Source organism: Microbacterium sp. B35-30, assembly GCF_010634855.1.
In the GTDB taxonomy this organism is placed as follows: domain Bacteria; phylum Actinomycetota; class Actinomycetes; order Actinomycetales; family Microbacteriaceae; genus Microbacterium.
This window is the reverse complement of sequence record NZ_MWLQ01000001.1, coordinates 45,507-69,909: the sequence shown is the minus strand read 5'-3', so window position 1 is coordinate 69,909 and position 24,403 is coordinate 45,507. Positions and strand designations below refer to the sequence as shown.

Below are 24,403 nucleotides of genomic sequence, written 5' to 3'. Positions count from 1 at the left end.
GCATTTGGACATGTAATCCGGCGGCCCCTCGTGCGGCCCCTTCGAAAAGGACTTTCCATGAACGACTTCACTGACAACCCAGAGAACGACAACGAGTCCGAGACTCCCCTGCCCACCGACCGGCGTCCGCTCGGCTACTGGCTGCGCGCGGTCGACGGGCTGCTGACGCGCGAGTTCGCGACCGCGCTCGAAGCCGAAGGCATCAGCCGACGCGACTGGATGCTGCTGAATCTGCTCGCCGGCGACATCGACGCTCCCGAGATGCGTGAGCGCCTCGCCCGCAAGGGCAAGCGCCTGCGTGGCCTCGAAGAGCGCGGCTGGGTCGAGGAGCACGGCGACGGCACCTGGAGCCTGACCGACCTCGGCCGCTCCGAGAAGGACCGCATCGGCGCGATCGTCGACGGCATCCGCTCACGCGTGGTCGACGCCGTCGGCGACGCCGAGGCGTACGCAGCCCTGACGACCTCGCTCGAGGCGATCGCGCGCGAATTCGGCTGGGACGACAGCGCCGCCGGTCGCGAGCGCGGCTTCGGCGGCTTCGGCGGCTTCGGCCGGCGGGGCTTCCCGGGCTTCGGCCCGGAGTTCCGCGGCCATGGCTTCGGCCCGGGCTGGCGCCAGGGCTTCGCCGGTGGCCCGCGGCCGTTCGGCTCCGACATCCACGAGGGCTACGGACACAACCGCCACCGCGGCTTCGCTCCCGGGCGCCCCGGCCACCCGGCCGAGCGCTTCGATGAGCCGATGCGCGGCTACGGCGGCGAGGGATGCCGCGGCGACCACCCGCACGCCGACCACGGCCACCGGGACCACGAGTCCGGGCACGGCCACCACGGCGAGCACGCCCACCACGGTCACCACGGCGACCGCGCCCATGGCCGCGGTGGCCGAGGTGCGCAGCAGGCGTACGAGCGCGGCTTCGACGCCGGGTTCGCGCGCGGCCGGGAGTCCGGCGCCGCCTGAGATCCGGCATCCTGAATCCCGAAAGGGTAGATTTCCGCGCCCTGAATGTGCGGGAATCTACCCTTTCGCGGTTCTCGGGCGCGGGGATGCGTCACACGCGCGTCACAGCGGGGCGGCAAGATGGGCAGGGTGACCACTGTGCCCGCGCTCCTCGCCATCTCGCACGGAACTGCGTCGCCCGCGGGGCAGGCGGCCGTCGCAGGACTGGTGGAGGCCGTCGCACGCCGCCTTCCCGCCGTCACGGTGCGGCTCGGGCATGTGGACGTGCAGCAGCCGGATGTCGCGGCATCCCTCGACGCGATCCCCGAGGGCACGCCCGTGGTCATCGTGCCGCTGCTGCTGTCGGCCGGGTACCACGTGCGCGTCGACCTCCGGCAGCAGTCCGCGGGCCGCGACGGGGTGGTGATCGCGCCGGCGCTCGGTCCCGACCCTCGGCTGGTCGATGTGCTCCTGGCGCGCCTGATGCCGCTCGCCCCGGCACCGGACGACGAGATCGTGCTCGCGGTGGCGGGATCCAGCGACGATCGCGCGAATGAGGACTGCCGCGAGATCGGACGGATGCTGGGCGCCCGGCTCGGCCGTGATGTCAGCGTGGGCTTCCTCGCCGCCGCCGACCCCCGCCTGGACGTCGCCGTCGCCAAGGCCGTCGCCTCACCGGCCACGCGGACCGTGGTCGCGAACTACCTCCTCGCCCCGGGGTACTTCCACGACCTCGCCGTGCGGATGGCGGCCGGTGCCCCCGTGGCGCCGCCGCTGGTGGGCGACGACGAGCCGCCCGTACCCCTGGTGGAGATCGTCGTGGACCGCTACCGGGACGCCGCGGGCTTGTCGGACTGAGTCCACAATTGGTCCACCCGCAACTGTGTGACGCCCCGTTACGCCGGTTAACGTCCCTTGACATTCGGATAGGCCCCCGGCCGGGTCGCTTCTAGCCTCACGGAAGGACCTTGTTAGGGTCCGCCCGGGGACGCCCGGGAACACCCGGAGGCCATCGTGACCATCAGCGAAACCGAAGCGCGCGCTGCGGCGGACCGCCCGCGCGCCGCCGTGCGCCCGCCACGCGCGTCGACGAAGCCGAACGGCCAGTGGAAGATCGACGGCACCGCGCCGCTCAACGGCAACGAGGAGTGGAAGCAGGTCGACAACGGCCTGAGCGTTCGCGAGCGCATCGAGCAGACCTACTCCAAGGGCGGCTTCGCCTCGATCGACCCGACCGATCTGCACGGCCGGTTCCGCGTGTGGGGGCTGTACACCCAGCGCAAGCCCGGCATCGATGGCGGTCGCACCGCGACCCTGACGCCCGAAGAGCTCGAGGACGAGTACTTCATGCTGCGGGTCCGCATCGACGGCGGCCAGCTCACGACCGAGCAGCTGCGCGTGATCGCCGGCATCTCGACCGAGTTCGGCCGCGACAGCGCCGACATCACCGACCGGCAGAACATCCAGCTGCACTGGATCCGCGTCGAGGACGTGCCCGAGATCTGGCGCCGCCTCGAAGCCGTCGGACTCGGCACCACCGAGGCGTGCGGCGACGTGCCGCGCGTGGTGCTCGGGTCACCCGTTGCGGGGATCGCGGCGAATGAGCTCATCGATCCGACGGCCCAGATCGACGAGATCACCTCGCGCTTCATCGGCGACGAGTCGCTCGCGAATCTGCCCCGAAAGTTCAAGACCGCTCTGACGGGTCATCCCAGCCAGGATGTCGTCCACGAGATCAACGACGTCGCGTTCGTCGCCCTCGAGCATCCCGAGCTCGGCATCGGCTACGACCTGTGGGTCGGCGGCGGTCTGTCGACGACCCCGCGTCTCGGCGAGCGCCTGGGTGCGTTCGTGCGGCCGGACCAGGTGGCGGATGCCTGGCACGGCGTCGCGCAGATCTTCCGCGACTACGGTTACCGGCGCCTTCGCAACAAGGCGCGCCTGAAGTTCCTCCTCGCCGAGTGGGGCGCCGAGAAGTTCCGGCAGGTGCTGCAGGACGAGTACCTCGGCTATGCGCTCCCCGACGGCCCCGCCGCCCCCAAGCCGCTGACCCCCGGCGACCACGTCGGCGTGCACGAGCAGAAGGACGGCCGCTTCTACATCGGCGTCACCCCGATCGTCGGCCGCGTCTCTGGCCCGACCCTCGCGAAGCTGGCCGACGTCATCGAGGCGCACGGCTCGAGCCGCCTGCGCACGACGCCGCACCAAAAGCTCGTCATCCTCGACGTCCCCGCCGAGAACGTCGAGCCGCTGATCGCCGAGCTCGACGCGCTCGGGCTGCAGGCGCGTCCGAGCCTGATCCGCCGCGGCACGATCGCCTGCACCGGCATCGAGTACTGCAAGCTCGCGATCGTCGAGACCAAGGTCAACGCGACGGCGGCCGTGCTCGACCTCGAGGAGCGTCTCAACGGCTTCGAGCTGCCGCATCCGATCTCCCTCCACGTCAACGGATGCCCCAACTCGTGCGCGCGCATCCAGACCGCCGACATCGGGCTCAAGGGCCAGCTCGTCACCATCGACGGGGAGCAGGTGCCGGGCTACCAGGTGCACCTGGGCGGCGGTCTCGCCTCGCAGGACCGCGACGAGCCCGGCCTCGGCCGCACCGTGCGCGGGCTGAAGGTGGCCGCCGACGGCATCGCCGACTACGTCGAGCGCGTCGTCACACGCTTCCTCGCCGACCGCGAGGCCGACGAGACGTTCGCCCAGTGGGCGCACCGCGCCGAAGAGGAGGCCCTCCAATGACCGTCTCCCTCGCGATGCCCGCCCGCACAGCCCTCGCATGTCCCGCTTTCGCTCGCAAAGAGCCCTCTGAAGCGGAGTTTTCGGGACGTGCAGGGGTGAAATCGGGACACGCCGGTGGTCCACGCGCGGGCAAGGGGGTTCTGCTGTGACCGTCTCCCTCGCACCTCGCGTCGCCGTCAAGCGCGCGCCCGAAGAGCTGAAGGCCCTCGCCGAGCGGGGCAACCTCGAGCTCGGCAGTCTGACCGAGCACGAGGCATCCGCCGCCGAGGTCGTCGCGTGGGTCGCGCGCAATTTCGGGACGGATGCCGCAGCCGTCGCCTGCTCGATGGCCGACGCCGCGCTCCCCCACCTGGTGGCCGAGCAGCTGCCCGGCGTCGATGTGCTGTTCCTCGACACCGGCTACCACTTCACCGAGACGTACGCGACGCGCGACGAGGTGCAGCGCGCGCTCGACGTGCGGATCGTCGACATCACCCCGTCTCAGACAGTGGCCGAGCAGGACTCGGAGTTCGGCGCGCAGCTCTTCTCGCGTGACCCCGGCCTCTGCTGCGCGCGCCGCAAGGTGGCGCCGCTGCAGGACGCCCTCGGCGGCTACGAGGTGTGGTTCACCGGCGTCCGCCGCGACGAGGCGCCCACGCGCACGAACACGCCCCTCGTGACGTGGGATGAGCGCAACGGGCTCGTCAAGGTCAACCCGGTCGCGGCGTGGAGCTTCGACGACGTGCTCGCCTACGCCACCGCGCACAAGGCGCCGGTGAACCTGCTCGTCGGGTTCGGCTACCCCTCCATCGGCTGCGAACCGTGCACGAAGCCGGTCGCCGCCGGCGAAGACCCCCGTTCCGGCCGCTGGGCCGGACTCTCGAAGACCGAATGCGGGCTCCACGAATGACCCTCTCCGACACCCAGAGCGTTTCGTCTCGCTCGTCCCTCGCTCGCTCAACGACCGAGACCCCGGTCGTTGAGCGAGCGAAGCGAGACGAAACGCGTCTGTCCACCCTCGACCTGCTCGAGGCCGAGGCGATCCACGTCATCCGCGAGGTCGTCGCCGAGTTCGAGCGGCCCGTGCTGCTGTTCTCCGGCGGCAAGGACTCGGTCGTGGTGCTGCACCTCGCGACCAAGGCGTTCGCGCCCGGCCGCGTGCCGTTCCCCGTGCTGCACGTCGACACCGGGCACAACTTCCCGGAGGTGCTGGCCTTCCGCGACGAGACCGTCGAGCGGCTCGGCATCCGTCTCGAAGTCGCCCGTGTGCAGGACTACATCGACGACGGCCGGCTGCAGGAGCGCGCCGACGGCACCCGCAACCCGCTGCAGACCACGCCGCTCCTCGACGCCATCGCCGCCGGCCGCCACGACGCCGTATTCGGCGGCGCCCGCCGCGACGAGGACAAGGCCCGCGCCAAGGAGCGCATCATCTCGCTGCGCGACGAGTTCGGGCAGTGGGATCCGCGCAACCAGCGCCCGGAGCTCTGGAGCCTCTACAACGGGCGCCACACGCCCGGCCAGCACGTCCGGGCCTTCCCGATCTCGAACTGGACCGAGCTCGACGTCTGGCGCTACATCGAGCGCGAGGGCATCGCGCTGCCGCCGCTGTACTTCGCCCACGAGCGGGACGTCTACGCGCGGGACGGCATGTGGCGTCCGGTGGGCGAGTTCTCTCCGCCGCGCGAGAACGAGACCGTCGAGCGCCGCACGGTGCGCTACCGCACGGTCGGCGACATGAGCTGCACCGGAGCGGTGGAATCGGATGCCGCGGACCTCGCCGCGATCGTCGCCGAGGTCGCCGTCTCCACCCTCACCGAGCGCGGCGCGACCCGCGCCGACGACCGCCTCAGCGAGGCGGCCATGGAGGACCGCAAGAAGGACGGCTACTTCTGATGACCAATGTGGACACGCGCCTCCCGGTCGTTGAGCGAGCGAGGATCGAGCGAGACGAAACGCCCCGAACTCCCACGCTGTTCCGGTTCGCGACCGCGGGATCGGTCGACGACGGCAAGTCGACGCTCGTCGGCCGGCTGCTGCACGACTCGAAGGCGATCCTCGCCGACCAGCTCGAGCAGGTCGCCCGCACGTCCGCCGACCGCGGCTTCGCGCACGGCGACTTCGACTTCGCCCTCCTCACCGACGGCCTGCGCGCCGAGCGCGAGCAGGGCATCACGATCGACGTCGCCTACCGTTACTTCTCGACGGGCACGCGGTCGTTCATCCTCGCGGACTGCCCGGGCCACGTGCAGTACACGCGCAACATGGTCACCGGTGCGACCACCGCCGACGCCGTGATCGTGCTCGTCGACGGCCGCAAGGGCGTGCTCGAGCAGACCAAGCGCCACCTCGCGGTCGTCGCGCTGCTGCGCGTGCCGCACGTGATCGTCGCGGTGAACAAGATCGACCTGACCGGCTTCTCGGCGGATGCCTTCGCCGACGTCGCCGCGCAGGCACGTGCCGTCGCCGCCGAACTCGGCATCGAGGACCTGCACGTGCTCCCGGTGTCGGCGCTCGAGGGCGACAACATCGTGGACCGCTCGGAGCGCACTCCCTGGTACGACGGCCCCGCACTGCTCGAGCTGCTCGAAACCCTGCCCGCGGCGGACGATCCCGAGCAGGAGCTCGAGCCGCTGCGGCTTCCGGTGCAGCTCGTGCTGCGCCCGCAAGGCGGCCTCGCGCCGGGCATCGAGGGCGCGGAGGCCGAGCGGCTGCGCGACTACCGGGCGGTCGCGGGCCGCATCTCGAGCGGCGTCGTGCGCGTGGGCGACCGGGTAGAGATCTTCCCGGCCGGCCGGACGACCACGGTCACCGGCATCCGCTCTGCGGGAGCCGAGGTCGACGAGGCCACCGCCCCGCAGTCGGTGTCGCTCGAACTCGAGGACGACATCGACACCGCGCGCGGCGCGCTCGTCGTCGCTGCCGGCTCGCTGCCGGTGTCACGGCGGGAGTTCGAGGCCGAGCTCTTCCAGCTCGACGCGCGGGCGCTGACCCCCGGCATCCGTGTGCTCGTCAAGCACGGCACCGCGACGGTGCAGGCCATCGTCGCGCAGATCGAGTCGCGCTACGACCTCGACGCGCTCACGCACGAGCCGGCGCAGACGCTCGAGACCAACGACATCGGCCGCGTGCGGCTGCGCGTGGCGGCAGACCTGCCGCTCGAGCCCTACCGCACCAGCCGCCACGGGGGCTCGTTCCTCGTGATCCATCCGTCCGACGGCGCCACGCTCGCCGCCGGCATCGTGCGCGACTGAACGTCGCGCGCACACCACCCCAACTGAGTACCACCCGAACTGAAGGAGGCGACACCGTGAACACAATCCGCACCGCGACCACACTCACAACCCTGGGACTCGTGGCCGTCATGATGGCCGGCTGCGCCTCCGCTGCGGCAGACCCCGGCAGCGGCGAGTCCGCCGCACCGGTCGACGAGCTGCGCCTGGGCTACTTCGCCAACGTCACCCACGCGCCCGCGCTCGTCGGGCTGGAAGAAGGACTGTTCGAGGACGCGCTCGGCGACGTCGACGTGACGACTCAGGTGTTCAACGCCGGTCCCGCCGCGATCGAGGCGCTCTCGGCCGGCGCCATCGACGCCACGTACATCGGACCGAACCCGTCGATCAACACGTTCATCCAGTCGGGCGGCGAGTCCGCGCGCATCGTCGCGGGAGCCGCCACCGGCGGCGCGGCGCTCGTCGTGCGCGAGGGCATCGATTCTCCGGACGACCTCGGGGGCACCACCCTCGCGTCGCCGCAGCTGGGCAACACACAGGACGTCGCGCTGCGGAAGTGGCTGGCCGACGAGGGCTTCGAGACCGACACCTCCGGCGGCGGCGACGTGCAGGTCACCCCGACCGAGAACGCGCAGACGCTCACGCTCTTCCAGCAGGGCGAGCTCGACGGCGCCTGGCTGCCCGAGCCGTGGGTGTCACGCCTGATCCTGGATGCCGGCGCGCACGTGCTGCAGGACGAGGCCGACCTGTGGGAGGACGGCGAGTTCCCCACGACCGTGCTGCTGGTGCGCAAGGAGTTCCTCGACCAGCACCCGGACGTGATCGCCGACCTGCTGAAGGGCCACGAGGCCGCCGTGCAGTGGATCGCCGACAACGCCGAGGAGGCGCCGGGTGTCATCAACGGTGCGATCGAGGCGGAGACGGGCAAGCCGCTCGACGACGCCGTGATCCAGCGGGCACTCGAGCACGTGGTCTTCTCGGTCGACCCGCACGCCGACACGTTCCAGACGCTGGTCGAGAACGGCATCGAGGCGGGCACGCAGAAGGAGGGCTCGATCGAGGGGCTCTTCGATCTGCGCCTCCTGAACAAGCAGCTCGAGGCCGCAGGCGCAGAGCCTGTGTCGGCGTCAGGGCTCGGCGAGGACTGACATGAGCACCGCTCCCGCATCCGCCTCCGGGGCCGCGCAGGCGACCCCGGAGGCTGGCGCGCCGGCCCATGAGCAAGCTGGCGCGCCGGCCCATGAGCAAGCTGGCGCGCCGGCCCATGAGCAAGCTGGCGCGCCGGCCCATGAGCAAGCTGGCGCGCCGGCGACACCCCGCAGCCCGCTCGGCCCCAGCTTCGACAGCGTCACCCCGGTGCCCGTCGCGGCACCGCCGCCCGCACCCGCGGTGCGGATCGAGGGCGTGTCCAAGCGCTTCGGCGCCGGACCCGTCGTGCTCGACGACGTCTCGCTCGACATCGCCCCGGGCGAGTTCGTCTGCCTGCTGGGCGCGTCGGGCTGTGGCAAGTCGACGCTCCTCAACCTCATCGCCGACCTCGACAAGCCCACCGCCGGGCGCATCGAGACCCCGGCCGAGGGGGCGGCCGTCATGTTCCAGGAGTCGGCACTCATGCCGTGGCTCACCGCACGCCGCAACGTCGAGCTGGCGCTGCGCCTGCGCGGCGTCCCCCGCGGCGAGCGTCGGGAGAAGGCGCTGACGCTGCTCGACGCCGTGAACCTCGCGGATGCCGCCGAGAAGCGTCCGCACGAGCTGTCGGGCGGTATGCGCCAGCGCGTCGCGCTCGCGCGCGCTCTCGCCCAGGACCGCCCCGTGCTCCTGATGGACGAGCCCTTCGCCGCGCTCGACGCCATCACGCGCGACCTGCTGCACGAAGAGCTCGAGCGCGTGTGGCGCGCGACCGGCCGCACGATCGTCTTCGTCACGCACAACGTGCGCGAGGCGGCGCGGCTCGGTCAGCGCGTCGTGCTGATGGGAAGCCGCCCCGGCCGCATCGTGCAGGAGTGGACCATCGCGAAGACCACGGGACGCCGCATCGAGTCGCCCGAGGTCGCCGCCCTGTCGGTGGAGATCACCGACCAGCTGCGGAAGGAGATCCGCCGCAATGCCGCGTGACACTATCCGGTCGTTGAGCGAGCGCCCTTCGACAGGCTCGGGGACCGCGAGCGAGACGAAACGCCACGAGCCGACGCACGACGTTTCGCCGGCGCGATTCGACTCGCAAGCTCGCTCGACGACCGAAGCGAACGACCTGCGCAGCCTCGCCGCCGGGCTCGACAATCTCCAGACAGACGCCGACCGCGGCCCGGGCCCTTGGCGCCGTTTCGCGACGAGCGTCGTGCCGCCCATCCTCTTCGTCATCATCCTCCTCGTCGCGTGGCAGCTCTACGTCGTGATCGCCCAGCCGCGGCCCGACATCGTGCCCGGGCCGGTGGACGTGTGGAACGCGCTGGGCCTGGCCTGGGAATCGGGCCGCCTGCAGGAGGCCGTCGCGACGAGCCTCGAGCGCGGCATCGCCGGCTTCCTCATCGCGATCGTCGTCGGCACGCCCATCGGCCTGCTGCTCGCCGAGGTTCGGCCCATCCGCCGGGCCGTGGGCCCCATCATCTCGGGCTTGCAGGTGCTGCCCTCGGTCGCGTGGGTACCGGCCGCCATCATCTGGTTCGGCCTGTCGGACGCCACCGTCTACTTCGTCATCCTCATGGGCGCGATCCCCTCCATCGTCAACGGGCTGATCGCCGGCATCGACCAGGTGCCGCCGCAGCTGCGCCGGGTCGGCACCGTGCTGGGCGCCTCGCGGTGGCAGCTGGCCACCGCGGTCATCCTGCCCGCCGCGCTCCCGGGATACCTCGCCGGACTCAAGCAGGGCTGGGCCTTCTCCTGGCGCTCGCTCATGGCGGCGGAGATCATCGCGACCGGCGGCACCATCGGCTTCGGGCTGGGCTCGATGCTCGACCAGAGCCGGGAGCTCGCCGATCTTGCCGGCGTGCTCGGCACCATCATCGTCATCCTCGCGATCGGCATCCTCATCGAGCTCGTCTTCTTCGGTCCTCTCGAGCGACGGATGCTGAAGCGCCGCGGCCTGCTCATCACGGGAGGCGCCCGATGACCGGCCTCGACAGGCGGGTTCCGGCATCCGAATCTCGCAGATCCGCACGAACCTCGCAGAAATCTGCCGAGAATCTGCGAGCCCGACGCGAATCTGCGAAGCCTGGAGAGCCCACGTCGGACGCCGCGGGCAAGGTGTGGCTCGTCGGCGCCGGTCCGGGGGACGCCGGGCTCCTCACCATCAAGGGCCTGCGCGCCCTCGAGGCGGCCGACGTCATCGTCGCCGACCGCCTCGGGGCACGTGCGGTGCTCGACGGCCTGGCCGCCGATGGCGTGACGCTGCGCGCCGAGCTCGTCGACGTCGGCAAGCTGCCCGGCCACCATGCCGTGCCGCAGGACGCGATCAACGCCCTGATCGTGCAGCTCGCCCACGACGGCAAGACGGTCGTTCGCCTCAAGGGCGGCGACCCCTACGTATTCGGCCGCGGCGGGGAAGAGCTCCACGCGTGCCAGGAGGCCGGCGTTGCCGTCGAGGTCGTCCCCGGCATCACCAGCGCCATCTCGGTGCCCGCGATCGCCGGCATCCCACTCACGCACCGCGGCGTCGCGACCGCCTTCACCGTCGCGACCGCCCACGAACAGATCGCGTCGCTCAGCGGCGGCCGCGACCACACCGTCGTGCTGCTCATGGGAATCGCCACGCTGGCGAACTCTGCGATCATCCTCGCCCGCGGCGAGCGCGGCGGCGACTGCCCCGTCGCCGTCGTCGAGGACGGCTTCGGGCCCCGCCAGCGGGTGACGGTGGGGACGCTCTCGACCATCGCGCACCAGGCCGCGGCCCGCGGCATCCGCTCGCCCGCCGTCGTGGTCGTCGGCGACGTCGTGCGGCTGAGCCCATACGCGCCCGCCGAACTCGCGACCCTCGATCTCTCGCTGTACGACCCGCTCGCTTCCGCGCGCAGCCCCCGCGCCTGACCGGGCGCCCGCGCGCTCCGTCCGCCTGACCCGAAAGAACCCCACTGTGACTTCTTCGAGCACTGTGCCCACCTCTGATCTTGGGAACCTCCGCGTCGCGATCGTCGGCGCAGGTCCCGCCGGCATCTACGCCGGCAACATCCTCACCAACTCGGTCGTCGAGGCCGGCGGATCCGTGTCGATCGACCTGTTCGAGTCGCTTCCCGCGCCATACGGCCTGATCCGCTACGGCGTCGCTCCCGACCACCCCCGCATCAAGGGCATCGTCAATTCGCTGCACGAGATGCTGGATGCCGGCACCACGCGGTTCATCGGCAACGTCGAGGTCGGCCGCGACATCGCGCTCGACGAGCTGCAGGAGCGCTACGACGCGGTGATCATCGCGACCGGCGCCATCCGCGACGCCACGCTCGACATCCCGGGCATCGATCTGCCGGGCTCGTACGGCGCAGCCGACTTCGTCGCCTGGTTCGACGGTCACCCGGACGTGCCCGCCGAGTGGACGCTCGACCAGCCCGAGGTCGCCGTCATCGGCAACGGCAACGTCGCGCTCGACGTCGCGCGCGTGCTCGCGAAGCATGCGGTCGACCTCCGCTCCACCGAGATCGCCGACAACGTGCTCGCGGGCCTCGAGGCATCCGCCGTCACCGACGTGCACGTCTTCGGCCGTCGTGGGCCGGCCGACATCAAGTTCACGCCCATCGAGCTGCGTGAGCTCGGCGAGGTGCCGAACGTCGACATCGTCGTGCACGACGAGGACTTCGTCGACGCCGACCCGGCGAACGCGGCGAACAACCAGCTCAAGGTCATGCTGCGCGTCCTCAACAGCTGGCGCACGCGTGAGGCGACGGGCGCGAGCCGCCGTCTGCACCTGCACTTCTACCACTCGCCGGTCGAAGTCCTCGGCGACGGCAAGGTCGAGGGCATCCGCTTCGAGCGCACCGAGCCCACCGGCGACGGGCGCGTGCGCGGCACCGGAGAGTTCCGCGAGATCGCGGTGCAGCAGGTCTACCGCGCCGTCGGCTACTACGGCACGCCGGTGGTCGGCGCCCCGTTCGATGAGCGCGCCGGCGTCGTCTCGAATGTCGAGGGCCGGGTCAAGGATGCCGCGCGCACGGGTGACGCCGAAGCCCCGGCGATCGCGGGCCTCTACGCCACCGGCTGGATCAAGCGGGGCCCGGTCGGCCTCATCGGCCACACCAAGTCCGACGCGATGGAGACGATCGCGCACCTCGTGTCGGACGTCGAGGCAGGGCGCCTCTCGGCCCCGGCCGTCGAGGGCGACGTGCTCGACGTGCTCGACGAGCGCGAGGTCGCGTACACGACCTGGGACGGCTGGCTCGCCCTCGACGCGCACGAGCGCGACCTCGGCGCCAACCACATCCACACGCGCGAGCGCGTCAAGGTCGTCCCGCGCGACGAGCAGGTCGGGATCTCCCGGGGAGCGCTCGTCCGGTGACGTATGTGATCGCCCTGCCGTGCGTCGATGTGAAGGACCGCGCCTGCATCGACGAGTGCCCCGTGGACTGCATCTACGAGGGTGAGCGGTCGCTGTACATCCACCCCGACGAGTGCGTCGACTGCGGCGCCTGCGAGCCGGTCTGCCCCGTCGAGGCGATCTACTACGAAGACGACCTGCCCGAAGAGTGGCAGGACTACTACAAGGCCAACGTCGAGTTCTTCGACGACATCGGCTCGCCCGGCGGTGCGGCCAAGACCGGCGTCATCGCGAAGGACCACCCGGTCATCGCGACGCTTCCTCCCCAAGGAGACGGCCATGACTGACCCCCTTCCCACGGCGGGCTCCACTGCGCCATCGAGCACTGAGGTCGACGTCGTGATCATCGGTGGCGGCCCCGCCGGGCTGTCGGCGGCCCTCAACCTGGGCCGCGCGCGAGCCTCGGTCGTGGTGGTGGACGCGGGACGGCCACGCAACGCCGCCACCCTGCGGTCGCACGGCTTCCTCACCCGCGACGGCGTCTCACCCCTCGAGCTGCGCAAGCTCGCCCGCGCCGAGCTCGCCGCGTATCCCAACGTGCGGGTGCTCGATCGCACCGTCGTCACGGCGCTGCTCGAGCGCGCGGGCGACGAGGGACTGCGCTTCATCGCCGCGCTGCAGGGCCGTGGCGTCGCCACCCCGCCCGCCGTCGCGGCGCGCTCCGTGCTCGTGGCGACCGGGCTGCGCGAGACACTCCCCGGCATCCCGAGCCTCCGCGCCTACTACGGCATGACGATCTTCAGCTGCGCCGCCTGCGACGCGTGGGAGCTGCAGGATCGCCCCCTCGCGCTGATCGGCGAAACCCCCGACCTTGCCGCCCGCGCCCGGCTGATCGCGCGCTGGACCGAGCGCCTCACCGTCTTCACGAACGGATCGGATGCTGTGGACACGGTCGAAGAGGCGGAGCTCGCGGCATCCGGGATCATCGTCGAGCGGCGTGCGATCGACGACCTCGAAGGCGACCGCGGCGCGGTGTCGGCCGTGCGTCTCGTCGACGGCACGCGCGTCGAGATCGACGGCGGCTTCGTGCGGCCGCAGTGGCACCCGGCACTGGACTTCGTCAGCGGCATCGAGCTCGAGCGCGACCGGTTCGGCAACCTGGTCACCGACCGTTCCGGGCGCACGTCGGTCGCCGGGCTGTATGCCGCGGGGGATGCCGCATCGCCGGGTCCGCAGCAGCTCATCGTCGCCGCGGGTCAGGGCGCGCGGGCCGCCGCCGTGCTGGTGCACGACCTCGTCGGGGTGCGCACCGCCCACTAGGACGCGGGCGGGCGGAGTGTCACGCGGGGCTGAGCCACCCGGGCACGCGGCGCCGCTCTGGGCACCAGCGCCTCTCAGGCTTCGTCGCGCTGCAGCGCCTGGCGGCCGGCGGCGAGCATCTCGCGCACCTGGTCGCCGTGCGTCGTGGCGGGGCTCGCCGTGTCAGGCCACGATGCGAGCTGCGCCTCGGCCCAGTCGGCCCACTCGATGATGTGCTCGTAATGCCCGATCATGAACGTGTTCGCCAGCGCGAAGAGGTGGCGACGCTCGGGGAAGGTCCCGCCGGTCCCACTGATGTACGCCGCGTAGCGGGCGAACATCTCGCGGTTGGCGAGCGCCTGCTCTCTCGTCCGCGCCAGCGTGCCGCGCAGGTCGTCGAGCGACCCCTGATCCGCGAGCAGCACCCGCACCATGCCCTCGAACTCCAGCGTCGGCGGACGCACCGGAGTGCTCAGCCACGCGGCGAGCGCCTCTCGGCCGGCCGGCGTGATCGAGTAGATCGTGCGAGCACGCTTGCCGGTGTGCTCCTGGCGGGTCTGGACGAAACCCTCGTCGCTGAGGCGGTTGAGGAGGGCGTAACGACCACGGTCGGCCGACGGCCACAGCTCCGCCACGCCTCGACCGAGCTGTTCGGCGAGCTGATAGGCCGACCAGTCGTGGTCGGCGAGCAGCCCGAGGATGAGGTACCCCGTGGTCGAGAGTCCGCGGTCAGCCACAGTGTGCTCCCTCCTCGCGCCGGTGCGGTTCGCGATGCGAAACGTAAAGTTAGCCCACCGCAGCCTCATCGACTCTATACTGCGAAGTGCAGTAAGCACGGGCGCGGTATCCCGAGTGGGGACGAGGGACCGTCGCCGAAAGGCGGCACGGCGCGGGGGCGCCGGCTGCCTGGCGGCGGGCGATCTGGGATCGCCCGCCGCACACTCCTCGCGCGGATGCCCGACACAGCTCCGGAGTCGCACACACGGCGGTCGCCCGGTACCGCGGTGGGGGAGGATGGGTTCGATGTCAACGCCGACCGAACCGCCGCTGGACGAGCTGCGCGCCCTGCGCGAGCGCGCGTACGGGCGCCATGCCGACATCCAGGACGACCCCGACGCCCTGGCACGGCTTCGTGAACTCGAGGCGCAGGCGTCTGCCGCGACGCTGACCCTGGCGGGGAGCGCCACACAGACGGTCGCCGGCGGCGTCGCGCGTGCCGGCGTCGGCGGGGACGAGGCGGGGCGGCTGCCCGACGACGATGGGACGACGGATGCCGCAGCCCCCCGCAGCGGGGTCACGCCGGTGGACGCTGCGGTGGGTTCAGCCCCGCCCGTCGACCCTGTGCCATCCCTGGCCTCCAGCGCCACGGCCTCCGACGGAGGCGAATCCTCGGCCGCAGACCCGGTCGCGTCGGCGGCGCACGACGACCCGTCGCCCGCCCACGCCGGGGATCCCGCCGGGCACGGCGCCCCGCCGCGGTCACCGTGGTGGCGTCGACGTACGCTGCTGCTCTGGGCCGCTTCGGTCGTCGCCGGCGTGCTCGTCGGCGTGGGCCTGACATTGGCGGTGCAGGCGGCCGGCGCGGGGAGGGTCGCAACCCTGGACGAGGATGCCGATGGCGAGTGGCCAGATGAGTTCTTCGGTGCGCGGCCCCCCGACGCCCGGGTGTTCGACGACTTCCACGGTCTCACCGTGCTCACGTTTCGCCAGCCGGTGCAGCCGGGAGATTCGCAGACCTGCCTGTACATCGTGACCGCCCCGGATGCTTTCGGCGGGGGAACCTGCGGTGCGGACGCTTTCGGCCCGACAGCCTCACTGGAAGTCGGCCCCGACTCACCCGAAGAGCTGAGCGATCGCTTCCCGAGAGGCACGGCGCTGCAGTTCGTGCTCGAGGGCTCGAGCGTCCAGGTCTACGCGCGCGAGCCGAGCCTCCTGGAGCCGACGCCCTGAGGTTCGGCCCCCCGGCTCCGTGACGGGTCGCACTGGGGCGAAGATCTCGCCCTACGCGTCGGCCGCGGGCGCAGGGACCGTGTCCCCCACGTCCGTGCGGTGGAAGTTCTGGAACGAACGGGATGCCGTCGGCCCCCGCTGCCCCTGATACCGGTTGCCGTACGTGCCCGAGCCGTAGGGGCTCTCGGCGGGCGAGGTGAGGCGGAAGTAGCAGACCTGCCCGATCTTCATGCCCGGCCACAGCTTGATCGGGAGGGTCGCGACGTTCGAGAGCTCGAGCGTGACGTGGCCCGTGAAGCCGGGATCGATGAACCCCGCGGTGGAGTGTGTCAGCAGGCCCAGGCGACCCAGCGACGACTTGCCTTCGAGCCGGGCGGCGATGTCGTCGGGCAGCGAGATCCGCTCGAACGTCGAGCCCAGCGCGAACTCGCCCGGGTGCAGGATGAACGGTTCGCCGGGATCGACGGAGATGAGGCGCGTGAGCTCGGGCTGATCCTCGGCGGGATCGATGAACGGGTACTTGTGGTTGTCGAAGAGCCGGAACGAGCGGTCGAGGCGCACGTCCACGCTCGACGGCTGCACCATTCCGGGTTCCCACGGGTCGAGCCCGATGCGCCCCGCGTCGATCTCGAGCCGGATGTCGCGGTCACTGAGCAGCACGAGGCCAGCTTATCGGGGCCGCCCGGGGCACCGGCATCCGATGTCCTGCTGGTCGTCGACGTGGCCGGCGGCCGGGTGGCGACAGCGGCGGGGACGACCGCTCAGCTGCCGTCGCGCAGGTCTGCCGGCGGGTCGGGCGAGAAGCGGACCTCGTCGAACGTGGCCACACACGCGTCGCCGAGAGGCGCCTGCGCGAGGAAGCCGACCTGCACCGGGCCGCCCCAGTCGAGCTGGAACAGCCGCACGAAGTCCCAGCGCCGTCCGTCCGTCGAAGAGTGGAACGCCCAGACCTGATCGCCCACCCGCGACACGCGCAAGTGCACGAAGGGATCGGCGACGACCACGGAGTTGCAGTCGTCGGACCACACGTTGGTCACGACAGAGACCACCATGGCCTCGCCCTGCGGCGAGTACTCGAAGCAGAGCTTCGCCCAGTGGTCGCGATCGCCCCAGACGGCGAGCGCTGCGGCATCGAAGGTCGTGCGCGGCGTCGTGGCGACACCGGCGCGCGTCGACAGCGCGAAGCGGTCGGGCGCCTCGAACCCCAGCAGCGCCGCGGCGTGCTGCTGCGGGCCGCCGAGGGCGTCGTTGGTCCAGTCGGTGCCCGGAGCGGCCGACACCTCCAAGCGCCCGTCGGGCTGCAGCGCCGCCGTGCCGCTGCCCACCGCCCATTCGAGATCGGGCAGCCCTGCCGGCATGCGGAACACGGAGCGGTCATCGGTCAGCACGCCGCCAGCCTATCGGCGCGGCATCCTCGCTGACCGAAGGCGGCGGGCCCTACGCTCGAGACGACGATGACGGATGCCGCGGCCCGGCCCTGACCGCCCGGCCGGAGCGGGCCGCTGACGGAGGATGCCATGGCGACCGTGCTGTTCTGCCCGGTGACGTTCAACCTCGCCGAGACGACGAGGATGATCCAGGTCGCACGCGCGATGGATCCCGCGCACCGCATCCTCTTCATGGGCTACGAGGACGATTACGTCGGGCTCATCCGCGACGCGGGTTTCGATCACCGGTCGTGCACGCCGGTGCTCACGTCGCAGGAGCGGGAGCAGCTGATCGCGTTCGACCAGGGCAAGACGCTGAAGACCCCGTTGACAGAGGCTTTCGTGGGCGCGCGGGTGGACGTCGAACGGGGGCTCATCCGCGAACTCGGCGCCGCCGCCGTGGTGACGGGATCCAACCTGACGTCGTACATCTCCGCCCGCGCCGAGCACGTGCCGCTCTTCTACCCCGTACCTTTCGCCTTGACCGAGCCGCAGGTGCGGCAGGCGCGCCACCTGTTCCTCGTCGGTGGGCGCGGCCGGCTGTCTCGGTTCGCGGATCGGCTGGCCACTGCGGCCTTCCGCTGGATCTACACCAAGGCGCCGCTCGCGCCGCGGGCCTTCGCGAAGGTCGCTACGGCCAACGGCGTGCCGCCGCTGCGGACGGTGGCATCCCTCATCACCGCCGACCGGAACCTCCTCACCGAGATGCCGTGGGAGCTCGAGGGCTTCACCCTTCCCGACGGGTTCGAGCGGGTCGGCCCGATCTTCGCCCACATCGACGCCCCGCTGCCCGACATCGTCGAGCAGCTCGCCGCGGCCCCCGAACCGCTGGTCTATCTGGGACTCGGGTCGTCGGCGAACCGCAAGCTCGCCGTGGCGGCCGCCCGCGCGCTCGGCGAACTGCCGGTGAACGTCGTCGCCCCCATCGCCCACTACCTCGAGCCCGACGACGTCCTCCCGCCGAACGTCCACGTCACCGGACTCCTCCCGGCCCACCGGCTGGGCGGACTGGTCGATGCCGCCGTGCTGCACGGCGGGCAGGGGACCGTCCAGACGGCGTGCGCCACCGGCATCCCGTTCGTCGGAATGGGGCTGCAGCCGGAGCAGACCTGGCACGTGCGCATGTGCGAGAAGCGCGGACACGCCATTGCCGTGGCGCCCCGGCGCGTCGGGTCCCCGGAATTCCTCGACGCCGTGCGCCGTGTGCTGTCCGACCCCGGCATCCGCGCCGTCGCACAGGACGTCCAGCGCGCCTACGCCGACGCGGATGGCGCCGCCGCCAGCGCTCGGATCATCGAGGCCGCGCTCTGACCCGAATGACAGCGGGTTCGGCACGTCTGCCATCCAGTTCGTCAAGCGCGGGAGAACATCCCGGTCGGGTCGACGGTTGCGCGGATTCGTTGCAGCCGCTCGAGGGTCGCCGGCGGGAAGGCGCGGCGTTCGGGATCGGGCACGTCGCCGAGGAAGTTGACGTAGCCGGCGTCTCCGTCGGAGAGGTCCGTGACAAGGGTGTCCACGATCGGGCGCGCGGTCTCGGCCGCTGCTGAATCGGAGAAGATCGTCGACACGATCACCATCGCGCGGCGGTCGCGGTGCGCGAAGGCCGTCGCGCCGACGGGCACCCGGGCGATCGCGCCGCCCATCGGCCGAATATTGATCACGGCGACCGGGGCGCGCAGGTCCTCGAGGGCGGCGATGGCCCGTTCCGCGCGGGCAGCGTCCATGCGGTCGGCGAAGCCGGCCCCGGTGACTGCGGTCGCGTCCCCGGCCTGTTCGTCGCGCAGCAGCGACCCGTAGGGCACGGCCGCGACCGTGTCCGCGACGACAGGCCCGAGGGCGCGGAGCACGTCCCAGGCCACGGCGGCGTCGCGCGGCGATCCGGAATGTGCCCCGATGACGGCGAGCACCGGGTGGCCGCGGAGTCGCTCGGGCACGAACGGGGCAGGCGGGGCCGCCAACACGTTGACCATCGCCGACAGCTCATCGGGGCCGTCTGCGACGGCGTCGACAAGCGCGGCAAGCAGGTGAGCGTCGGGTTCGAAAAGCAGCACACCGCCATGGACCTCGCGGATCTCGGTGAGTCGGTAGCGCAGTTGTGTGACGACGCCGAGGCCAGGGCCGCCGCCGCGCAGAGCCCAGAGCAAGTCGGGGTCGCTCTCGGCGTCCACGGTGCGGAGATTCCCATCGGCGGTCGCCAGCTCGACGCCGACGAGCTGGTCGGCAGCGAGCCCGACCCGGCGACTGAGGAATCCGATCCCACCGCCGAGGGTGAGCCCACCGATCCCCACCGAGGCGGTGTCGCCGAATCCGGTGACGAAGCCGTGCGCGGCGACGGCTTCGCCATAGCGTCCTGCGGTGGTCCCGCCGCCCGCCATGGCGACGCGGGAATGGGCATCGATCTCGACGGAACTGAGCCCTGAGACGTCGATGACCACGCCGCCGTCAGCTACCGACCGGCGGCCGAAGGAGTGGCCGCCGGCTCGCGTCGTGACCGGCAGTCCGCTCTCCACGAGCACAGGAAGGGCGCGCGCCACATCAACGGCGGTGCGCGGCCGGATGATCAGCGCCGGCCGGCGCGGCGGCCCGCCATACACGGTGAGGGCAGCGACCGCGCCGGCGTCAGGAACCAGGACTTCGCCGTCCATGAGCTGGTCGAGCCGCGATGCGAGAGCGGAGGTGGAGTCACCCACGGATGCGCTGTAAATCGACATGATCCCTCAGTCTTTCGTTGGGCGTACAAATGATTGGTGCGGCCATCATATAGATGGTTGGCCGCACCAACAACCCCGTAAGATGCAGCTCATGGAGATCGCCTCGCGTGTCGCGGAGAAGCCCACATGGCTCGTCAACCGACTGAGCGCTCGAGCACATGCTCTGCTCGCCGAATCGTTTGCGGCGGCCGGAGTGCGCGGCTACCACTACCGCCTGCTCGCGGCGATGGAACAAGCAGGGCCAGTGAGTCAGGCCGACCTGGGCCGGCTCGCCGGCCTCGACCGGAGTGACGTCGTGGCGACGCTCGACGACTTGGCCCACTGGGGTCTTGCCCGTCGCGAGCCGGATCCGACCGACCGGCGAAGGAACGCGGTCATCGTCACCGACGCGGGCGTCGAACGACTCGCAGAGCTGGAGTCGATGGTCGAGGCCGTCCAAGTGGAATTACTCGCGCCCCTCACCACGCACGAAGCACGCACATTCGTCCAACTGCTCACGAAGCTCTTGGCCTGAGGACGGGTATTGACCTTGACCTTGGGTCAAGGTGAAGGCTGACACCATGAATACGACGAGCGCAACGACAGCCACAAACCCCGCATGGACCGGCATGGTGTCAATCGAGGACACGGCCCTGGCCGTCACAGACACCGGTGGTCCGGGCACCCCCGTCGTCTATCTGAACGGCTCATATGCCTCCAAGCGGCACTGGCAGCGCGTCATCGCAGAGCTCGGACCGGGCTACCGCCACATCACCTTCGACGAACGGGCACGTGGGAAGTCCAAGCTCGCGACCGACTACTCGTTCGAGGCCTGCATGCGCGACATCGACGCCGTCCTCGATGCGAGGGGCGTGGACCGTCCGCTGCTGGTCGGTTGGTCGTACGGAGCCCTGCTCGGTGTGCACTGGGCGAGTCGCAACCCAGCCCGCGCACTGGGTGTGGTGGGTGTCGATGGCCCGTATCCGGCCGGCTGGACGGACGAGGCCGGCCACGACGAGATCCGGAAGGTGTTCAAGCGATTGAAGCCGCTGATGCCGCTGGTTCGCCCGTTGGGTCTGGCCGCGCGGTTCTCCGCCGAGACCCACGCGGATCTTGCCATCGAGTCCCACCTGCTCCACGCCGCCCTCGCGCCTGTACTCGACGGCATGGTCGTGCCAGTCCGGTACGTCGTCGCATCCGGAGAGGCCCTCGGAAGCCGCGACGACCTGCAGGAGCAGATGCGCAAGGCCATCGACCCGCTGCTGGTCCGCAACCCGAACCTGAAGGTGAGCGCGAAGGTCGGAAGCAACCACGGAAGCGTCCTGAGGAAGGACTCCATCGCCGTTGCTGTCGCCGTGCGCGAGGTGGCAGCCCTCGAACGGCCGGGTCGTTAGGGCATGGGCGGCGGACTGACGATCGGGCTTGCGGCGACCTTCGCCGGCGTCACGGTGAAGACCGTGCGGCACTACCACCGGCTCGGGCTGGTCGAAGAGCCGGGCCGTGACAGTTCTGGCTATCGGCGTTACGGATCGAGCGAGCTGCTGCGGCTGGTCCAGGTTCGCACCTTAGCGGCCGCCGGGGTGCCGCTGGTCGAGATCGGGCCCCTGCTCGACGCCGGCACGGAGCAGTTCGCCGCCGCCCTCGTCGACGTCGAACAGCGACTTACCGGTCAGATCTCGGCGTTGATCGCACGCCGCGACACGCTGCACCGGCTCGCCGACGGCGACCGGGCTCTCCTGCCGGACCGGGCGTGCGCCGTGCTCGACCGGATGCGCGCCCTCGGCTTCAGTCCCGATTACGTGGTCGGCCAACGTGAGGGATTCGTGCTGGCTCGAGCGCTGCTGCCAGTGGGCTTCGAGAGCTTCCTCGCCCAGATCGAACTCCGGCTCGACGATCCCGTGTTCGTCGACCTGACCAAGCGCAGTTGGGAGGCCGAGGCTTGGGACGCCGACGATCCGCGCATCGAGGAACTCGCCACCGCCACGGCCGACCACTACCTCGCCAACCGGGACCTCCTCGGCGACCCCGAGATCATGCGCGCCTGGACTGAGGCCGCCGCCAAGTACGCGCTGATCAACAACCATGGCCAGGACCAGGCACCCATCTCAGCCCGATTGACCGCGCTCACTGAAGCCAAGCTGCGTACCGCCGGCGTAGCGGTGCCGCGCGAGTGACCGGAGCACCGCGGTGAGCTCCAGCGCGCCCGCCCGATAGCCGGTCCCCACGGGTGCTCGTGTTCGAGTCGGAGCGCCCAACGACAGTCACCAGCGGGGAGTCCCGCATCACCCGCCCGCGACAGCGTCCCGGTGACGGTGCTCCGACTGCTCCAAGCTTGAGCTCTGTGGAAGATCGGTAACAGACTTCGCCATCAGTGACCTCGGACGACGGTGACGGATGCCGCGACTTCGTGCGCACGGCATCCGCTCTGTTATCCTTGCCACGCGCCGAAAGGCTGCACGGGGATGTAGTTCAATGGCAGAACTTCAGCTTCCCAAGCTGATAGCGCGGGTTCGATTCCCGTCATCCCCTCTCTATGCCAGCGATCGCCGCCCACGAGTACTCGCCCTGGGATTTCTGGCGCGAAGCCTCGGTCGACGAGCGCGACGCGCAGCTCGCGATCCAGCACGCACTGGTCGAAGGCCGCGCCGATCACGCGCTCGGAGAGCAGTGCTTCGTCTCGGAGCTCGCGTCGATCGACAACGACGCGCTGCGCCTCGGTGACCGCACCTACGTGGCCGCCGGCGCCTACCTCACCGGTGATCTCAACGCAGGGGCCGACTGCAGCATCAACCCCTACACGGTCATCCGCGGACGCGTCACCATGGGCGACGGCGTGCGCATCGGCGCACACACGTCGATCCTCGGCTTCAACCACTCGATGGAATCCGGCACACCGGTCTTCCGGCAGCCGCTCACCTCGAAGGGCATCGAGATCGGCGACGACGTGTGGATCGGCTCCCACGTCGTGATCCTCGACGGCGTCCGCGTCGGCTCCCACTCGGTGCTCGCCGCGAGCGCCGTGGTCACCAAGGACGTCCCCGCCGGCGCCGTCGTCGGCGGCAACCCCGCGCGGTTCATCCGCTGGCGCGTCGAGCCGGACGACACCGGGGTCGCGCCGGACGCGGCTGCCGATGCCGCCGCGCGCGGCGTGGACGGCGGTGCCGGTACTGGTGCGGGTGTCCAGGCGGTTGCGGAGAGCGCGGCCGAGGAGGGTGCCCCCGTCAGCGAGACCGGCGCGGCCTTCGCCGCCGCGGCGGCCATGCGCGCAATCGTGGCGCAGGCCGCAGCCCGCGATGGCGATGCCGTGAGCGCTGACGGACCTCCACCCTCCGCCGCGACTTCAGCGTCGGTCGCCGACTCCCTCGGGGACCCGACCGCTGACTCAGCCGGCGCCTCGGTGGCTGGCTCGGCCCCGGTCGCTGGGTCGGCGAAGGTCGCTGTGTCGGCGCCGGTCGCTCACTCAACCTCCGCCCTGGCTGCTGACCCTATCCCCGCGGCGACCTTCGGCTCGACCCCGACCCCGACCCCGGCACCGACCGCGGCACCGGCCTCGACTGGAGCGCCGGCGTCGAGCGTGGACGACACCACCGGCCTTGCCGAGCGGGTCGCTGAGCTCGCCGCACGCGCTCGGGCGGAGGCATCCACTCTCCTCCAGCGCGCATGGAACGACGACCTCGGACTCTTCGCCGACCGTCCCGGTACGGCGCCGACGATTCGTGCGCAGGCCGATGCGGTCGAGATCGCCGACCTGCTGCTCCGCACGGCGCCCCCGCAGGCTCCCGCGGCCGCGCAGATCCTGCGGCTGCAGGACTGGCAGGATGCCGCGACCGGCGCCGTCGCACCCCTCGACGCGGACGGACAGCAGCAGGCGGGCCTCGGCTTCTCGCACGGCGACGTCGCGTACCACGTGCTGAGCGTCGGGTACGGGCTGGATCTGCTCGGGTCGGCGTTTCCGGCTCCTCTCACGTGGGTCACCGCGGCCACGCCGGAGCGCGTGGTCGAGTTCTGCGAGAGTCTGCCGTGGGGGTCCGACGCGTGGAACGCCGGACACCACATCGACGGCTTCGGCACCGCGATTCTGTGGACACGGCGGGCGGGGCATCCGATTCCGGCGGGTGTGGAGGAGGCGCTGTTCGGCTGGCTGACCCTCAACGCCGACCCGCACACCGGCATGTGGGGTGCGGCGACCGCCGACGGCGGGCTGCTGCCCGTGGTGAACGGCTTCTACCGGGCCTCGCGCGGCACCTTCGCACAGTTCGGGATGCCGCTCCCCTACCCCGAGCGCGTGATCGATACCGTGCTGCGCCACGCGCGCGATCCCCGCTGGTTCGCCCCGGGCGCGCGCAACGCGTGCAACGTGCTCGACGTCGCGCACCCGCTGTGGCTCACCCGCGGAACCGGCTATCGCGGCGACGACGTGCGGGACCTCGCCGCACGATTGCTGTCGGACGCGCTCTCGACGTGGACGCCGGACGCCGGGTTCTCGTTCCGCGAGCCGACACCGGCTGCCCGGGGACTCGCCGAGACCGAGCCCGGGCTCCAGGGCACCGAGATGTGGCTCGCGATCCTCTGGTACCTCGCCGACCTTGCAGGAGTATCCGACGCCCTCGGGTACCGGCCGCGCGGTGTGCACCGCCCCGAGCCGGCGGCGGCGCTGCGGTAGACGCCCCGCCTGGGGAGGCTTCC

The 24,403-nt window shown here is 71.2% G+C and carries 23 protein-coding genes and 1 tRNA gene; 20 read left to right on the top strand and 4 right to left on the bottom strand.

The window, feature by feature from the left end; genetic code table 11:
- Positions 1-57 precede the first annotated feature (57 nt).
- From B2K11_RS20735 to B2K11_RS00260, 13 genes are all read left to right on the top strand, one after another.
- On the top strand, positions 58-957 hold the full coding sequence (locus B2K11_RS20735; protein ID WP_275576709.1) for a hypothetical protein: 900 nt from the start codon (positions 58-60) through the stop codon (positions 955-957).
- Positions 958-1,077: 120 nt separating this feature from the next.
- Positions 1,078-1,794, top strand: coding sequence for a CbiX/SirB N-terminal domain-containing protein (locus B2K11_RS00315; RefSeq protein WP_163615831.1), 717 nt, complete (start codon positions 1,078-1,080; stop codon positions 1,792-1,794).
- 162 nt (positions 1,795-1,956) lie between these two features.
- Positions 1,957-3,678, top strand: a complete 1,722-nt coding sequence (locus tag B2K11_RS00310) for a nitrite/sulfite reductase (protein WP_163615940.1) — start codon at positions 1,957-1,959, stop codon at positions 3,676-3,678.
- A gap of 145 nt (positions 3,679-3,823) precedes the next feature.
- Positions 3,824-4,567: a phosphoadenylyl-sulfate reductase gene (locus B2K11_RS00305; RefSeq protein WP_163615830.1), complete on the top strand. Its 744-nt coding sequence runs from the start codon at positions 3,824-3,826 to the stop codon at positions 4,565-4,567.
- Positions 4,564-5,553, top strand: coding sequence for a sulfate adenylyltransferase subunit CysD (gene cysD, locus B2K11_RS00300; RefSeq protein ID WP_163615829.1), 990 nt, complete (start codon positions 4,564-4,566; stop codon positions 5,551-5,553). The genes B2K11_RS00305 and cysD overlap by 4 nt, the downstream gene beginning before the upstream one ends.
- Entirely contained in the window at positions 5,553-6,911 is a 1,359-nt protein-coding gene (locus tag B2K11_RS00295; RefSeq protein ID WP_239525521.1) for a GTP-binding protein, read from the top strand. The genes cysD and B2K11_RS00295 overlap by 1 nt, the downstream gene beginning before the upstream one ends.
- Before the next feature lie 56 nt (positions 6,912-6,967).
- The gene (locus B2K11_RS00290; protein WP_163615828.1) at positions 6,968-8,038 is read left to right on the top strand and encodes an ABC transporter substrate-binding protein; all 1,071 of its coding nucleotides are present in this window, start codon (positions 6,968-6,970) and stop codon (positions 8,036-8,038) included.
- A 208-nt stretch (positions 8,039-8,246) separates the two neighbouring features.
- Positions 8,247-9,005 (top strand): ABC transporter ATP-binding protein, encoded by a 759-nt coding sequence (locus B2K11_RS00285; protein WP_204259956.1) that lies wholly within the window; start codon positions 8,247-8,249, stop codon positions 9,003-9,005.
- Positions 8,995-9,999, top strand: a complete 1,005-nt coding sequence (locus B2K11_RS00280; protein WP_239525519.1) for an ABC transporter permease — start codon at positions 8,995-8,997, stop codon at positions 9,997-9,999. The genes B2K11_RS00285 and B2K11_RS00280 overlap by 11 nt, the downstream gene beginning before the upstream one ends.
- Positions 10,000-10,133: 134 nt before the next feature.
- Positions 10,134-10,913 (top strand): uroporphyrinogen-III C-methyltransferase, encoded by a 780-nt coding sequence (gene cobA / locus B2K11_RS00275; protein WP_239525516.1) that lies wholly within the window; start codon positions 10,134-10,136, stop codon positions 10,911-10,913.
- Between the two features lie 46 nt (positions 10,914-10,959).
- Positions 10,960-12,372, top strand: a complete 1,413-nt coding sequence (locus B2K11_RS00270; RefSeq protein WP_239525513.1) for an FAD-dependent oxidoreductase — start codon at positions 10,960-10,962, stop codon at positions 12,370-12,372.
- Positions 12,369-12,698, top strand: a complete 330-nt coding sequence (gene fdxA / locus B2K11_RS00265; RefSeq protein ID WP_163615826.1) for a ferredoxin — start codon at positions 12,369-12,371, stop codon at positions 12,696-12,698. Before B2K11_RS00270 ends, fdxA begins: the two co-directional genes overlap by 4 nt.
- Entirely contained in the window at positions 12,691-13,671 is a 981-nt protein-coding gene (locus B2K11_RS00260; RefSeq protein WP_163615825.1) for an NAD(P)/FAD-dependent oxidoreductase, read from the top strand. Before fdxA ends, B2K11_RS00260 begins: the two co-directional genes overlap by 8 nt.
- A gap of 74 nt (positions 13,672-13,745) precedes the next feature.
- Here B2K11_RS00260 and B2K11_RS00255 read toward each other — a convergent pair whose 3' ends face one another.
- Positions 13,746-14,387, bottom strand: a complete 642-nt coding sequence (locus B2K11_RS00255; RefSeq protein ID WP_163615824.1) for a helix-turn-helix transcriptional regulator — start codon at positions 14,385-14,387, stop codon at positions 13,746-13,748.
- Between the two features lie 286 nt (positions 14,388-14,673).
- Between B2K11_RS00255 and B2K11_RS00250 the strand changes: the two genes are divergently transcribed.
- Positions 14,674-15,600, top strand: coding sequence for a hypothetical protein (locus B2K11_RS00250; RefSeq protein ID WP_163615823.1), 927 nt, complete (start codon positions 14,674-14,676; stop codon positions 15,598-15,600).
- 51 nt (positions 15,601-15,651) lie between these two features.
- Here B2K11_RS00250 and dcd read toward each other — a convergent pair whose 3' ends face one another.
- Both dcd and B2K11_RS00240 read right to left on the bottom strand, forming a co-directional pair.
- Positions 15,652-16,260, bottom strand: a complete 609-nt coding sequence (dcd, locus tag B2K11_RS00245) for a dCTP deaminase (RefSeq protein WP_163615822.1) — start codon at positions 16,258-16,260, stop codon at positions 15,652-15,654.
- A gap of 101 nt (positions 16,261-16,361) precedes the next feature.
- A complete protein-coding gene (locus B2K11_RS00240; protein WP_239525510.1) occupies positions 16,362-16,988 on the bottom strand; it encodes a DUF1349 domain-containing protein in 627 nt (208 codons plus the stop codon).
- A gap of 129 nt (positions 16,989-17,117) precedes the next feature.
- Between B2K11_RS00240 and B2K11_RS00235 the strand changes: the two genes are divergently transcribed.
- Positions 17,118-18,338, top strand: a complete 1,221-nt coding sequence (locus B2K11_RS00235; protein ID WP_163615821.1) for a nucleotide disphospho-sugar-binding domain-containing protein — start codon at positions 17,118-17,120, stop codon at positions 18,336-18,338.
- Positions 18,339-18,379: 41 nt separating this feature from the next.
- Here B2K11_RS00235 and B2K11_RS00230 read toward each other — a convergent pair whose 3' ends face one another.
- Positions 18,380-19,738, bottom strand: a complete 1,359-nt coding sequence (locus B2K11_RS00230; RefSeq protein WP_163615820.1) for an FAD-binding oxidoreductase — start codon at positions 19,736-19,738, stop codon at positions 18,380-18,382.
- 91 nt (positions 19,739-19,829) lie between these two features.
- Between B2K11_RS00230 and B2K11_RS00225 the strand changes: the two genes are divergently transcribed.
- From B2K11_RS00225 to B2K11_RS20400, 5 genes are all read left to right on the top strand, one after another.
- Complete coding sequence (locus tag B2K11_RS00225; protein ID WP_204259955.1) at positions 19,830-20,252, top strand: MarR family transcriptional regulator; 423 nt, start codon at positions 19,830-19,832, stop codon at positions 20,250-20,252.
- A 46-nt stretch (positions 20,253-20,298) separates the two neighbouring features.
- The gene (locus tag B2K11_RS00220; protein WP_239525507.1) at positions 20,299-21,111 is read left to right on the top strand and encodes an alpha/beta hydrolase; all 813 of its coding nucleotides are present in this window, start codon (positions 20,299-20,301) and stop codon (positions 21,109-21,111) included.
- 3 nt (positions 21,112-21,114) lie between these two features.
- Positions 21,115-21,891 carry a MerR family transcriptional regulator gene (locus B2K11_RS00215; RefSeq protein ID WP_163615818.1) on the top strand — a complete coding sequence of 259 codons (777 nt, stop codon included), beginning with the start codon at positions 21,115-21,117 and terminating at the stop codon, positions 21,889-21,891.
- 284 nt (positions 21,892-22,175) lie between these two features.
- A tRNA-Gly gene (locus B2K11_RS00210) sits at positions 22,176-22,246 on the top strand.
- A gap of 4 nt (positions 22,247-22,250) precedes the next feature.
- Positions 22,251-24,380, top strand: a complete 2,130-nt coding sequence (locus B2K11_RS20400; RefSeq protein WP_204259954.1) for an acyltransferase — start codon at positions 22,251-22,253, stop codon at positions 24,378-24,380.
- The last annotated feature ends 23 nt before the right edge of the window (positions 24,381-24,403 follow it).

Excerpts from the sequence above, each read along its gene's own strand:
- B2K11_RS00260 (WP_163615825.1), top strand. The coding sequence starts at position 12,691 with ATGACTGACCCCCTTCCCACGGCGGGCTCCACTGCGCCATCGAGCACT.
- cysD (WP_163615829.1), top strand. The coding sequence starts at position 4,564 with ATGACCCTCTCCGACACCCAGAGCGTTTCGTCTCGCTCGTCCCTCGCT.
- B2K11_RS00250 (WP_163615823.1), top strand. The coding sequence starts at position 14,674 with ATGTCAACGCCGACCGAACCGCCGCTGGACGAGCTGCGCGCCCTGCGC.
- B2K11_RS00280 (WP_239525519.1), top strand. The coding sequence starts at position 8,995 with ATGCCGCGTGACACTATCCGGTCGTTGAGCGAGCGCCCTTCGACAGGC.
- B2K11_RS00230 (WP_163615820.1), bottom strand. The coding sequence starts at position 19,738 with ATGTCGATTTACAGCGCATCCGTGGGTGACTCCACCTCCGCTCTCGCA.
- B2K11_RS00295 (WP_239525521.1), top strand. The coding sequence starts at position 5,553 with ATGACCAATGTGGACACGCGCCTCCCGGTCGTTGAGCGAGCGAGGATC.
- B2K11_RS00220 (WP_239525507.1), top strand. The coding sequence starts at position 20,299 with ATGAATACGACGAGCGCAACGACAGCCACAAACCCCGCATGGACCGGC.
- B2K11_RS20735 (WP_275576709.1), top strand. The coding sequence starts at position 58 with ATGAACGACTTCACTGACAACCCAGAGAACGACAACGAGTCCGAGACT.
- B2K11_RS00315 (WP_163615831.1), top strand. The coding sequence starts at position 1,078 with ATGGGCAGGGTGACCACTGTGCCCGCGCTCCTCGCCATCTCGCACGGA.
- B2K11_RS00225 (WP_204259955.1), top strand. The coding sequence starts at position 19,830 with ATGGAGATCGCCTCGCGTGTCGCGGAGAAGCCCACATGGCTCGTCAAC.
- B2K11_RS00235 (WP_163615821.1), top strand. The coding sequence starts at position 17,118 with ATGGCGACCGTGCTGTTCTGCCCGGTGACGTTCAACCTCGCCGAGACG.
- B2K11_RS20400 (WP_204259954.1), top strand. The coding sequence starts at position 22,251 with ATGCCAGCGATCGCCGCCCACGAGTACTCGCCCTGGGATTTCTGGCGC.
- B2K11_RS00215 (WP_163615818.1), top strand. The coding sequence starts at position 21,115 with ATGGGCGGCGGACTGACGATCGGGCTTGCGGCGACCTTCGCCGGCGTC.